General features: G+C 45.8%; 13 protein-coding genes and 1 pseudogene. 8 read left to right on the top strand and 6 right to left on the bottom strand.

Features of this window, described 5'->3' with window-relative positions; translation table 11 throughout:
• From L876_RS22845 to L876_RS0112600, 5 genes and pseudogenes are all read left to right on the top strand, one after another.
• A partial coding sequence (locus tag L876_RS22845) for a hypothetical protein (RefSeq protein WP_028764136.1) occupies positions 1-768 on the top strand: 768 nt, incomplete at its 5' end.
• Between the two features lie 78 nt (positions 769-846).
• Positions 847-1,260 (top strand): hypothetical protein, encoded by a 414-nt coding sequence (locus L876_RS21700; protein ID WP_211237664.1) that lies wholly within the window; start codon positions 847-849, stop codon positions 1,258-1,260.
• Positions 1,261-1,271: 11 nt separating this feature from the next.
• On the top strand, positions 1,272-1,577 hold the full coding sequence (locus L876_RS0112595; protein ID WP_028764137.1) for a hypothetical protein: 306 nt from the start codon (positions 1,272-1,274) through the stop codon (positions 1,575-1,577).
• 521 nt (positions 1,578-2,098) lie between these two features.
• Positions 2,099-2,194: pseudogene (locus tag L876_RS23040) on the top strand (Mobile element protein); the annotation flags it as partial.
• 158 nt (positions 2,195-2,352) lie between these two features.
• A complete protein-coding gene (locus L876_RS0112600) occupies positions 2,353-2,673 on the top strand; it encodes a hypothetical protein (protein ID WP_028764138.1) in 321 nt (106 codons plus the stop codon).
• A 494-nt stretch (positions 2,674-3,167) separates the two neighbouring features.
• Here the strand turns inward: L876_RS0112600 and L876_RS0112605 are convergent, their stop codons facing one another.
• The 5 genes from L876_RS0112605 to L876_RS0112625 form a co-directional block, all read right to left on the bottom strand.
• Positions 3,168-3,587, bottom strand: a complete 420-nt coding sequence (locus L876_RS0112605; protein ID WP_028764139.1) for a GFA family protein — start codon at positions 3,585-3,587, stop codon at positions 3,168-3,170.
• Between the two features lie 81 nt (positions 3,588-3,668).
• Positions 3,669-4,064, bottom strand: coding sequence for a hypothetical protein (locus L876_RS0112610; RefSeq protein WP_028764140.1), 396 nt, complete (start codon positions 4,062-4,064; stop codon positions 3,669-3,671).
• Positions 4,065-4,119: 55 nt separating this feature from the next.
• The gene (locus tag L876_RS0112615; protein ID WP_028764141.1) at positions 4,120-4,848 is read right to left on the bottom strand and encodes an SIMPL domain-containing protein; all 729 of its coding nucleotides are present in this window, start codon (positions 4,846-4,848) and stop codon (positions 4,120-4,122) included.
• A 22-nt stretch (positions 4,849-4,870) separates the two neighbouring features.
• Positions 4,871-5,326, bottom strand: a complete 456-nt coding sequence (locus L876_RS23045; RefSeq protein ID WP_248674597.1) for a hypothetical protein — start codon at positions 5,324-5,326, stop codon at positions 4,871-4,873.
• Between the two features lie 263 nt (positions 5,327-5,589).
• Positions 5,590-7,044 carry a DEAD/DEAH box helicase gene (locus L876_RS0112625; protein ID WP_028764143.1) on the bottom strand — a complete coding sequence of 485 codons (1,455 nt, stop codon included), beginning with the start codon at positions 7,042-7,044 and terminating at the stop codon, positions 5,590-5,592.
• Between the two features lie 412 nt (positions 7,045-7,456).
• Here L876_RS0112625 and L876_RS0112630 point away from each other — a divergent pair, with 412 nt between their 5' ends.
• The 3 genes from L876_RS0112630 (at position 7,457) to cydC (ending at position 11,540) form a co-directional block, all read left to right on the top strand.
• Positions 7,457-7,786 carry a DUF3622 domain-containing protein gene (locus L876_RS0112630; protein WP_028764144.1) on the top strand — a complete coding sequence of 110 codons (330 nt, stop codon included), beginning with the start codon at positions 7,457-7,459 and terminating at the stop codon, positions 7,784-7,786.
• Positions 7,787-7,962: 176 nt separating this feature from the next.
• Positions 7,963-9,756: a heme ABC transporter permease/ATP-binding protein CydD gene (gene cydD / locus L876_RS21705; RefSeq protein WP_037428651.1), complete on the top strand. Its 1,794-nt coding sequence runs from the start codon at positions 7,963-7,965 to the stop codon at positions 9,754-9,756.
• Positions 9,753-11,540 carry a heme ABC transporter ATP-binding protein/permease CydC gene (cydC, locus tag L876_RS0112640; RefSeq protein WP_028764145.1) on the top strand — a complete coding sequence of 596 codons (1,788 nt, stop codon included), beginning with the start codon at positions 9,753-9,755 and terminating at the stop codon, positions 11,538-11,540. The genes cydD and cydC overlap by 4 nt, the downstream gene beginning before the upstream one ends.
• A gap of 45 nt (positions 11,541-11,585) precedes the next feature.
• Here cydC and L876_RS0112645 read toward each other — a convergent pair whose 3' ends face one another.
• Positions 11,586-11,762 (bottom strand): helix-turn-helix domain-containing protein, encoded by a 177-nt coding sequence (locus tag L876_RS0112645; RefSeq protein WP_028764146.1) that lies wholly within the window; start codon positions 11,760-11,762, stop codon positions 11,586-11,588.
• Between the last annotated feature and the right edge of the window lie 23 nt (positions 11,763-11,785).

Raw genomic sequence — 11,785 nt, forward strand, 5'->3', positions numbered from 1 at the left:
CATCTGCATGTGGTGTTAAAGGTTGATGCTGATAAAGCACAAAAATGGTCAGATAAAGAAGTGCTTATACAGTGGCATAAGGGCTTTAAAGGTACGTTACTCACGCACAAATACCTTAAAGAGGAAGACCTTAACCAGTTTGAACTTCAAACGGTTAATGAATGCATTACCGAATATCGTAAACGCTTAATTGATATCAGTTGGTTTATGCGTTCACTCAGTGAGCCCATCGCCAGAATGGCCAACAAAGAAGATAAATGTACCGGTCGCTTCTGGGAAGGGCGCTTTAAGTCTCAAGCATTACTTGATGAAGCCGCTGTACTCGCCTGTATGGCTTATGTTGATTTAAACCCCATTCGTGCAAAAATGGCCGCCACCCCCGAAACTTCTGATTACACCAGTATTAAACGACGTATACATTCAGCAATGAAAGGCGAGCAACCAACAGAGCTATTACCGTTTGTAGGTAATGAGCGACTCAATATGCCTAACGGGCTCATGTTCAGCGTGAAAGACTACATAGTACTGGTTGAAGATACCGGTCGGATTATTCGAGAAGATAAGCGTGGTGCCATTAGCTCAAGCAGCCAGGATATACTGAATAGGCTAAACATCCCCGCAGATAATTGGCTTAAAATCACTACAGAGTTTGGTGCATTATTTAAAGGTGCTGTAGGTGCACTACCTGCCTTAACCGAATACTGTGAGCATTTAGACCGAAAACGACGACAAGGCGCGGCAAATTGCCAGCGCTGGCTGTGCGCTTAAGTCATAATCCCCAATCAAATTACAATTCACCTTATACTTGATTGCTATCAAGTCTTTCTGCTGTGTTGAATATCTTAGATGACCATAAATCACTCATTTAACGATAATATTTTAGCCACATCGATAAAAATTGATGAGCTGTTCCACATCGATCGTAACCCTCGCCAAAGCCATGAAAACGAGTTATGTTATTTTAAAAAAATGGGTGGCTTAGTTTTTGGTTTTGCATACCCCGTTCCTAAAGGCGCTGCTGGGCCAACACCTGTTGTGAATCCAGGAGGTAAAACCACCGGAAGTGCATTTACTAACGGTAAAGGTGGGGCAAATGGAAAAGTGGATACTATGCGTATCATGAACCCAACTCCTCCGCGAGGTAAAAGTCCTGGTTATCCGAACGGTTATATCAAGTATGAAAATAAGTCCGGCCAAGGTGTAGACCCATATACCGGACGTACTATTTCCAATAAAGATAGCCACTATCCAATAAAATAAGGAGTTAATATATGGCTTGTCTACAGATTTTGATTGGTCTTATTGTAAGTAAGATTGAGAAAGTTCATGACTATATTCAGATTGTCTTTTCTGATGGTGCTACGCTAAGTATTTTCAATAGTTATGTATATGACTGTGGCTCGGTACTAGATATTGAAGGCATGAAAGTTAAGTCTGTAGAAGAGGTTTGTGATGAAGTTTCAATTACCTTTTCTGACGGTAGCTCTATTTCAATCGGTTTAAAAGATAATGATTACAACGGACCTGAAGCCATGATATTGAAACAGGAAGGGAAGTCTCCGATTGTTTGGAGTTAATTTAATTTTACGCAGAGCACAAGTAATGCCTAGAAACCCATAGTTAATGTGTACTAGCTTAGTTCTGATTTAACAGTTTCCTTGCCTTCGCTGCTGGCCTCATTGAATTGGGGCTTTTTCTTGTCTGAAATTGGGCAATTCGACCAGCAGCCTAGGCAGAGCTTGCCAGTAGAAACGATCAGTGTCTGACAGCAGGACGGGCAGTTTGGGCCAGCGCCGCTAACTGGTGGCACTGGCCCAATTGATCGCTTCTGCTGTTCATGAATGATCACTTCTACTGCTTTGAACTGACCAAGCTGCTGTTAGTCGTGGATAGATTTTAACAAGTTGCTAAAAAAATACGGTGCTTTAAATCTGTAAGCGTTTTGGGAGGGGGCGTGTGATTAAAGAGAGTATCAATTAGAGGCTGCATTTCTGTGTGACATATTAATTAAGAGGAATAATTAAGACACCCAAGATTCCTGGCTAAATATTGACCGCTTAACTACGCTTTATTTACCCTTTCCAAATGGTAATTGAAGATGGCCAGATCAAGACAGACAATCGTTAGCCTGGAAGATACGCCTTACTACCACTGCTGCTCTCGAGTGGTGCGTAAGGCATTCTTGTGTGGTGATTAACTATGGGTGGCTTAGTTTTATTTTAGCCATATCGATAAAAATTGATGAGTTGATCACATAGATCGTAACCCTCGCCAAAGCCATGAAAAAAAGTTATGTTCTTTGTAAGAAATGGGTGGCTTAGTTTTATTTAGTTTGCAGACCAAGGTATCGGCTTGAGTAAAGTGACCATAGCCAGAAATGGGGCACTGATTGAGGTTACTGGGCAGTGCTTTCAAGATATTCACTTCCCTGACTTACAAACACTTAAAGTATCGAAGAGTGTGGTAAAAGAAGGCTCAGGGGCAGAAATGACTATTTTTAGTATGGAATTTCATTACTTTGGCGACAAGAATACTGCCTTATCTGAAAATACTGAATTGCAAGACTGGAGCTTTAGGTTGCTAGTTACAAATGATTTATCAGGCAAACTGGAAGTGAAAGGTAAGGCTCGCAAGTTATCAATTGAATGTGAAGTAAGTTCCACCAGAGAGTAAAAACAGAGAGAAAAACAGGACAGCCAAATCTTTTTGATGTTCGATAACCCCTCGACTAGGCTTTGAAGTATCCCCTTCTCACCAGTCGAGGCTCACCATGACCACCGCCAGACGCCAATTGATAAATGCTGAATCTACGCCTTTCTATCACGTTAGTTAATAATTAAGACACCCAATGAAAAAATAATTAAGACACCCAAGATTCTTGGCTAAATATTGGCCGCTTAACTACGCTTTATTTAAATAATTAAGACATCCAAGATTCTTGGCTAAATATTGGCCGCTTAACTACGCTTTATTTACCCTTTCCAAATGGTAATTGAAGATGGCCAGACCAAGACAGACAATCGTTAGCCTGGAAGATACGCCTTACTATCACTGCTGCTCTCGAGTGGTGCGTAAGGCATTCTTGTGTGGTGATTAACTATGGGTGGCATAGTTTTTGGTGGCTTAGTTTTTCGCTCTTATTTTTTTCCTCTGCTTACTTTTTTATTCTAAGATTCTCCTTCACTGCGACCACCGCGATATTTGGGTAAATCATCGGCGATTTTTAACCAAGCCACCTGATTGTCGGTATAGATATGATACTTGGGTGGTACTCGATTTGGCTCATCTAAGGACGCTATGGTGAGAGTGTAATAGTTAGGATAATCGGTGCTGCGGTAGCTGATACTGGTGCCGCATTGGTTACAGAAACCACGGCGAATGGTGGTTGATGAAGCATATTCCGTTGGCGCTCCCTTAAGCCAAGTGATCTGCTCGACGTTAAAATCCATCCAGCTAACGGCGACTGAGCCAGTGCTCTTTTGGCATTGGCTGCAATGACAGTAATCACTGTCAAACGGCATGGCTGATACTTGATAACGCAGTGCGCCGCAAAGGCAGCCGCCTTGTAATAGGTTGGTTGTTTCCATCGTGCTGTCCTTGATTGTGATTTCACCATAGGGGGATAGTTCGTTAGTCACTCCTGCACTACCATTCTCGGATAAGTCGCCTTAGTTTCGAGGGTAAACCTCAAGAATTGGAAATTTACTCTCTCCAAAAGCGATGGTGATAGAAAGCAATTCATTCGCTGAAAACTTTATTTTGAAGGTATGTGGTGTCATTCTTTCACCGTTGGCAAATAGTCCAAGTAGGTGGTTCTGATTTAAAGTACGCTGCCCTGATGCCAAGTTTTCAACTGTCAAAACTGCCCAGCGCTCCCCAATTTCATTGCTCATCAGTACGGTGTTTATTACTTTAAAATCGCTGATATCAGGTTGAATGTTATTGTCATTGGGGAAGGATGATTGAAAGCTACCCGACACACTTCTATCAAGGGTCAAAATGTCATCAGCCGCTTGCGCTGTGCCAGATAGCAATAGAATCGTTAAAAAAATATGCTTTAGCATTGTGTTCTCCAATAGGGTTGTAGTGATTTCAGTCAGGTTGCAACGATGTGAGTGTTTACTCGACTTCTAGGTCAAAAACGACCGTAATCGACGCGGAAAAATTGATCGTGGCTTGCAGGTATCGTCCTGGAGCTAGTTCGTCTGCATCAATCTTTGAGCCAGTCACCTCGATACGTTCAACATTACTGTAGGCGCTATAACCATAACGACTACTACTGTTGCTTGAATTGATACTGTAAATCTTACCTAAGTTTGCTCCAAAAGCGTTTGCTAATGCTGCGCCTTTTGTCTTTGCATCTTCCACTGCTAATGTTGTCGCTTGATTTTTGAGTGTGGATGAGTGGATGGATAATAGTTTGATGTCTTCTATCTCATTAATACCGACACTTAAAGCAAAGTCGATAAACTCATTCATCTGTGCCAGTTCACTGAGCGTTACTTTCAGGGTTCGGGTAGCAACATAGCCTGCAATGACTTCGAGGCCTTCATCTGTGTAGTTTACATGTGGCTCGGTGAGCAGACTTGAGGCTGAGACGTTATCGTCATTAACGTTAAATTTATCTAGACCGTTGAGCAAAGCATTGACTCGTTTATCAACCTCTTTTTTTGCTGCTAATGCATCATCTTGGACGCTGCTGACTTCAAACGTTATTTTTGCCATATCGGGTTTAGTGATAATTTGGCCAGCACCATGAACGACTATATGTCTATGATTGGGTAGGCCCGAGTTTGCCATAGCGCACAGCGAGGTGAGGCATAATATTATTAGGCTTATATATTTCATATTATAAATCCATGTATTGACGTTATTGCATCAAGATGTCTGATGAGAATTTAATCGAGTGGATCAGCGTCTTGTCGTTTGATGATACTAAGGTTAGAGTCAGGTGAGCGGGCCCGGTATCGAAGGCCATGGGAACAATATAGGTGGCATAGGTTGCTGAAGCGCTGCCAATATTGGTAGTACTATGCCAATTTTGCAGTTCGGCTTGTTCGAACGACTTTAGTGCTCCCAAGGTTGAAAGCTTTTTGATGTAAAGATCCCATTGCTCAGGTTTGGCGGTATTGTAAGCGTCTTGAGTCATCAAATCTTTGAAGGTTTGGTGCTCCCATTTTACCAGCTTGGGGACTGTCTCGGTCAGGTAAGGTTCAAATACCTCGGCTTTATCGACTGAAGTCAGCGCGGCTATCGCTATCATGCCGATAAAAAACGCCACTAGGCTTAATGAGCCAAACACTACAATTTTAAACAAGGTTTTCACGTTAATCCTTTAACTCATATTTGTTCTACTCACCGTTGGAATAATAAACGCTTTATCTTCTAGATAAATAGACAATACAGTACTTTAGGACAAGGTGTAAATGTTTGGGATTATTTTTAAGCGCTAGGAAAGTAGCGGAAATCGGGAGTTTACTGGTTACACGTCAATGACATGTTGGTTGGTGATAAATGCTCTTGATTGGTTAATAGCTATTAGTTAAAAGGGGCACAGAAACTTTCTGGCCCCAGTTAACAATTAAGCAACTACTTTGTCTGTGCTGCCGCATTTGGTCGGCGAGTACGGCGGCGAGCTGGCGCATTACCATCTCTGTGTTCGCTCTTGCCTTGATAGGGACTTTTGCTTTGTCCTTGCCCTTGACGAGCTTGACTCTGGCCTTCAGCGTTAGGTTTGTTGGCAGTGCCACTACGACGTTTGCTTTGACCTTCGCGGTTGCCTTGTGGCTTATCGTCATTACGGTTGTGACCGCCACTATTGCGCGGTGGGCGGTTGCCACTGGGCTTAGCGTTGCGTGGCCCACGGTTTTGTCCGTGACGCTTAGGCGTTAAATCTGTCTCTGGCAGGCTGTGTGTCGGCTCGAATCCTTCAACCTCAGTACGCGGTAAGTTTTTACCAATAAGGCGTTCAATATCGGCAAGTAATTTGATCTCTTCGCTGCTGACTAAGGAGATTGCTTTACCATCGGCACCCGCGCGGCCTGTGCGACCGATACGATGCACATAATCCTCTGGCACGTTGGGCAGATCAAAGTTGACCACCTGTGGAAGTTGGTCGATATCCAGTCCACGTGCAGCGATATCGGTGGCCACGAGTACGCGTACTTCACCAGTTTTAAAGTTTGCCAGTGCTTTGGTACGTGCCCCTTGGCTTTTATTGCCGTGAATCGCCGCCGAGGTGATGCCTTTGCTATCTAAGCTCTTGGCTAAACGGTTAGCCCCATGTTTGGTGCGACTAAAGACCAATACTTGCTGCCAATCGTTTTGTTTGATCATTTTTACCAGTGCGGCCGACTTTTGTGTCTTATCGACTGGGCAGATAAGCTGCTGCACTGTGTTCGCAGTGGTGTTACGTGGCGTTACCGAAATCTCAACGGGATTATTCACCAAGCCTTTGGCTAGGGTACGGATCTCGTCGGAGAAGGTTGCTGAAAACATCAGGTTTTGGCGTTTGGTTGGTAAGATGGCCAAGATCTTTTTGATGTCGTGAATAAAGCCCATATCTAGCATGCGATCGGCTTCGTCGAGCACTAAGACTTCAAGCTGGCTAAAATTCACCGCGCGTTGATTATAAAGGTCGAGTAAACGGCCAGGGGTGGCAACGAGTATGTCGACTCCGCGATTAAGTTGGCTGATCTGTGGGCCAATACCTACACCACCAAAGACAACAGCGCTGCGAAGCGGCAGGTATTTACCATAGGTGGTGACGCTTTCTGCGATTTGTGCGGCGAGTTCTCGTGTTGGTGTTAACACTAAGGCACGCACTTGTTTAGCACGCGCTCGTTCACCTTTGCTCAGAAGTTCTAGCAGTGGCAGGGTGAAGCCTGCCGTCTTGCCCGTACCGGTTTGTGCCGCCGCCATCACATCTTTGCCTTCTAACACCGCTGGTATTGCCTGTGCTTGGATAGGGGAAGGTGTTTCATAACCTTTGTGGGCTACAGCTTTTAAAATTGGGGCGGATAAACCTAGGGAGGTAAAACTCATAGATGGGTCTCTTGGGGCTGCAACGTGCAGCAAAATTCAGGTGCCAGGTACGCTGGCGGGCGTGCATCTTACAGGATCTGCTTAAAAATCGCTAATGATTCAATAAAACTCGGCGATGAAACGTACAGTGCAAACTTGACCATGTGTCTCTATGGTGGATAAAAGTATAGGTTAATCGTCTTAAAAGTGTAAAAGCTGGTACCGACAGCCTCTTAGCCGCGTGGAATGGCCAATATTTGCCAAGCGGGTTAAGTAAAATCAATTTAATGCTATTATTGTGTCGCTCATGATTGAGTTTTGTGCAAAGGAGACTACAATAGCCGCCTTTCTGCTATACATCCTATTTATGTCAGCAGCACCCAACCCATATTGATAGCGAACTAGACACTCGAAGATCGAATTAGGAAATACAATGACGCAACAAAAGAAATACGGTCTTCGTGTGATCGAAGCCGAAGGTACATGGACCGCACAAGTTACACGTCGCATGACGGCACGTAAGACGGTTGTCTCTAAATCTCAAAAGGGTTTTGCTACTGAAGCAGAAGCCAATGAGTGGGGCAATAAGGCACTGCAAGAGATCGTTGAGAACCTAATGGTACGTAACGAACGTCGCGCTAAGCAGCGCACCGAACGTAATGAAGCATTGGCTGCAAAAGAAGCAGCGGCGCAAGAGTGGCGTGATGCTCATGACGATGGTAGCGATGCCGACGACCAAGATATTTACAGCAAAGAAGACTAATATTTAAGTCTTTAATGATGTAGTAAGAAGCCAGCACTGAGTGCTGGCTTTTTTGATCTAGCTCAATTTTTGTGAGGTTCCTAGCAAATCCGTTGACCATTGTTTATTCCCTTTCCATAGCCTGCGATACTTCACCAAAAATGAATATTCCCCCCCTAAGATCGCCTCGGAGCATCATGGATAAAAGCTTAGAAAAAGTCCTTACCCGTTGGTTAAAACAGCAAAAGTCGGCCTGTGGCTTCTACCTAAACCTGACCGTGCTGTTTGGTGTGTTCACGGGGTTGGCGTTGGTGCTGCAAGCCTATCTGCTTGCGTCTATGCTGCATGGGTTAATTATCGATGAGCAGCCTATAGAGGCTTTCTCTAACCAACTGTATTTACTGGGTGCCGTTATCGTACTCCGAGCGCTATTGGCCTACGGCCGAGAGCGAGTGAGCTTTATTGCGGGCATGCGATTACGCCACCAGATCCGCCAGACGGTACTTGATAAAATGACCGAGCTTGGTCCGGTATTTATCAAAGGGCGTCCAGCGGGAAGCTGGGCCAGCATTGTGCTGGAGCAAGTTGAAGATCTACACGACTTTTACGCAAAATATTTGCCGCAAATGATGCTCGCTGGCTTTATTCCACTGATGATTCTTGCGGTGGTATTCCCCATCAACTGGGCGGCAGGCATCATCTTATTAGCGACCGCACCGCTTATTCCGCTATTTATGATCTTAGTGGGTATGGGCGCCGCCGATGCCAACCGCAAAAACTTTAGTGCGTTGTCGCGTCTAAGTGGCCATTTTATGGATAGGCTCAAAGGGCTTAATACCATCAAGTTGTTTAATCGAGCCGACAGTGAAGTGAAAGCGATTGAAACGGCCTCTGAAGCGTTTCGCGAGCGCACCATGGCCGTATTGCGGATGGCATTTTTAAGCTCAGCGGTGTTGGAGTTTTTTGCTGCCGTGTCCATTGCAGTGTTAGCCGTCTATTTTGGGTTTAGTTTTTTAGACCATTTAAATTTTGGCCATTATGGTGCAGGGCTCACGCTGTTTACTGGCCTGTTTGTATTGATATTGGCACCTGAGTTTTATCAGCCGCTACGAGACATGGGGACTCACTACCATGCTAAGGCCCAAGCCATTGGTGCAGCAGAAGCCTTAATGGCATTGTTGACCTACCAAGCACCAGATAGCGACAATGATCTCCCCGCAATCAAGCTCCCTTATCAAGGCGAACACGCGCCCAGCATAGTGATGAAGGATGTTGTGGTGCAAACCGCTCAAGGTGTTCGCTTGCTCGGGCCGCTTAATTTGTGCCTAACTCATGGCGAGCATATTGCCGTGGTGGGGCCAAGTGGCGCGGGCAAAACCACTTTGCTTAATCTGCTGCTGGGCTTTTTACCCTATCAAGGCAGTGTACTGGTTAACGGCATTGAGCTACGAGAGCTCGACAGAGTCAGTTGGCGTCAGCAGCTGGCTTGGCTTGGCCAAGAGCCACAGTTGTTTCATGGCTCCTTGCGTGAAAATGTTGCCATGAGTGACCCGCATATGAGTGATGAAACAATTATGGCTCTGCTTGAAAAAGCCAAAGTCAGACCTTTTGTCGATAGCCTTAAATTGGGATTGTCTCATCCCATTGGCGAACAGTCTGCAGGGGTATCGGTTGGCCAAGCGCAACGTATCTGTTTGGCGCGCGCACTTGGGCAAAAAGCGGGGCTTTATCTACTCGATGAACCTAGCGCCAGTTTAGACAGTCATAGTGAACAGGCTGTGCTAGAGGCGTTGACGCAAGCGATGCAGGGGGCTTCTTCTGTGATGGTTACTCATAGATTAGACACGCTCAAGGCGATGGACAACATAGTGGTATTGGAGGGGGGCAAGATAGTGCAGCAAGACAGTTATCAGCAATTGCTTGCTCAAGAAGGGTTATTTGCCGCCATGTGCCATACCCAGGTGTCATCGCTAGATGAGGTACAGTCATGAAGCAGCTAATCCCTTTTTTAAAACTGTTTAAACACCAATGGCTGATGATGTTTATCGGCCTATTTTTGAGTATCACCACCTTGATGGCTGGTATCGGTTTGTTATCGCTGTCAGGTTGGTTTTTATCGGCAACGGCCGTTGCGGGCCTTAGTGTGGCCACCGCGCAAGCCTTTAACTATTTTACTCCCGCCGGTGGGGTGCGGTTTTTATCAATCGCTCGCACCGCAAGTCGCTATGGTGAACGTCTAGCAACCCATGAAGCCACATTTAAGTTACTGACTCAGCTTCGCAGTTGGGCATGGCGTAAGCTAATTCCGCTGAGTGCCAGCGACCTTAAAGGTGTGCGAGGAGGCGACCTGCTTAATCGCCTAGTCGCCGATATCGACACCTTAGACCACCTCTATTTACGCCTTGTCACCCCAATGGCTGCGTCACTGTTGATGATCGCTGCGCTGTACCTATTTTTAGGCTGGTTCGATAGCAGCTTAGCGGTGACCTTGTGTAGCTTACTATTACTCTTTTGGTTGTTATTGCCGTTGGCTTTTTATCTGTTGGGTGAGGAGCCAGGCAGGCTGCAGCTTGAGAGTAAGCGTCAGTATCGCGTGTTGTTGCTGGAATATTTGCAAGGGCAGGCGGAACTTACCCTATTTGGCGCGGTGAAGCGTTATCGGGCAGAGTTGGATCAGGCTCAAGCAGCGTTATTTGCAAGCCAAAGTGCCATGGCCAAAGTCACAGCGCTCAGTCAAGCCACATTAGTCTTATGTCATGGCGTGGCGGTTGTCGTCCTGTTTTATCTGGCGGCTCACGGTGTGGGTGACAATATCCCTCCTGGCCCGATGTTGGCGCTGGTGGTCTTTATGACTTTAGCTTGTATCGAAATGCTGATGCCGCTGGCTGGAGCATTTCAGCACCTCTCTGCCTGTGTGTTGGCGGCGGAGCGAGTTAATGAGGTAGTTGATAAGCAGCCAAGTATTCGCTTCGTTGAACAATCGACGCTTGCCATAACCCAGGGAGATCTGCGCATCAGTCAGGTGCAATTTGGTTACCATGCCGGACAAAAGGTACTGGATGGCATCGACTTAACAGTGAAAGCGGGCAGTAAGGTCGCCTTGCTGGGGCAAACAGGTTGCGGCAAGTCGAGTCTGCTGTCGTTACTTACCCGTGAGTGGCAAGCGCAAAGTGGGGAGATAACGATTGATGGGCATGAGTTGGACCGATACAGCGAAACGGCATTACGCAGTGGAATGACAGTGGTAAGTCAGCGCATCTATCTGTTTGCAGGCACCTTACGTGACAACTTGATCCTAGCACAACTGGCACCGGAATTTACCGAGTTGATGACACGGGCGGAGCGCAATGCTGCACGTGCAGCCAATGATATCGTATTAATTGAGGTGCTTAATCGAGTGGGGCTTGGAAGCTTAGTGCAGGGAGATAAGCCTTTGGATACTTGGATAGGTGAAGGCGGACGTCAGCTCTCGGGCGGGGAGCAACGCCGTATCGGTGTGGCGCGTGCGTTATTACGTGAGGCACCATTACTGCTGCTTGATGAGCCCACTGAAGGGTTGGATCAGCGCACTGAGCGAGAAATATTGGCCATATTGTTTGAATTTGCCAAAGATAAAACCCTATTGATGATTAGCCATCGACTCACCGCAATGAGTCAGATGGATCGCATTCATTTAATGGAAAATGGCCAGATTCGTCAAAGTGGCAGTCATCAAACACTGTTACAACAAGACAGCTATTATGCGAGTTTATATCAGCGTTTGACTGAGGCTTAACGGTTGAAATATGGATACCACGCCGTAGTTAGCTTGACTGCGTGGTTACCCTAATCGCTTAGAAAACTCTAGATAACGCATCACCTCGGCTTCGTTAAATAGATAGTTATCATCTTCGCCGACGTTGGTTAATAGGTTCTCCCGCGCATAACGTTTGATGGTGGTTGGAGTCTTATTCAAAATTTCACAGACCTGCTCAAGGGTCAGTTGTTTATCACTCATTCTATTGTTCCTATTTTTGGTGT

The organism is Shewanella colwelliana ATCC 39565 (assembly GCF_000518705.1).
In the GTDB taxonomy this organism is placed as follows: Bacteria; Pseudomonadota; Gammaproteobacteria; order Enterobacterales; family Shewanellaceae; genus Shewanella; species Shewanella colwelliana.

What these genes read in the sequence shown, in the direction of transcription:
- L876_RS0112605 (WP_028764139.1), bottom strand. Translation starts at nt 3,587, where the DNA reads ATGGAAACAACCAACCTATTACAAGGCGGCTGCCTTTGCGGCGCACTG.
- cydD (WP_037428651.1), top strand. Translation starts at nt 7,963, where the DNA reads ATGGATAAAAGCTTAGAAAAAGTCCTTACCCGTTGGTTAAAACAGCAA.
- L876_RS21700 (WP_211237664.1), top strand. Translation starts at nt 847, where the DNA reads ATGACCATAAATCACTCATTTAACGATAATATTTTAGCCACATCGATA.
- L876_RS0112610 (WP_028764140.1), bottom strand. Translation starts at nt 4,064, where the DNA reads ATGCTAAAGCATATTTTTTTAACGATTCTATTGCTATCTGGCACAGCG.
- L876_RS0112645 (WP_028764146.1), bottom strand. Translation starts at nt 11,762, where the DNA reads ATGAGTGATAAACAACTGACCCTTGAGCAGGTCTGTGAAATTTTGAAT.
- L876_RS0112595 (WP_028764137.1), top strand. Translation starts at nt 1,272, where the DNA reads ATGGCTTGTCTACAGATTTTGATTGGTCTTATTGTAAGTAAGATTGAG.
- L876_RS0112625 (WP_028764143.1), bottom strand. Translation starts at nt 7,044, where the DNA reads ATGAGTTTTACCTCCCTAGGTTTATCCGCCCCAATTTTAAAAGCTGTA.
- L876_RS0112630 (WP_028764144.1), top strand. Translation starts at nt 7,457, where the DNA reads ATGACGCAACAAAAGAAATACGGTCTTCGTGTGATCGAAGCCGAAGGT.
- L876_RS0112615 (WP_028764141.1), bottom strand. Translation starts at nt 4,848, where the DNA reads ATGAAATATATAAGCCTAATAATATTATGCCTCACCTCGCTGTGCGCT.
- cydC (WP_028764145.1), top strand. Translation starts at nt 9,753, where the DNA reads ATGAAGCAGCTAATCCCTTTTTTAAAACTGTTTAAACACCAATGGCTG.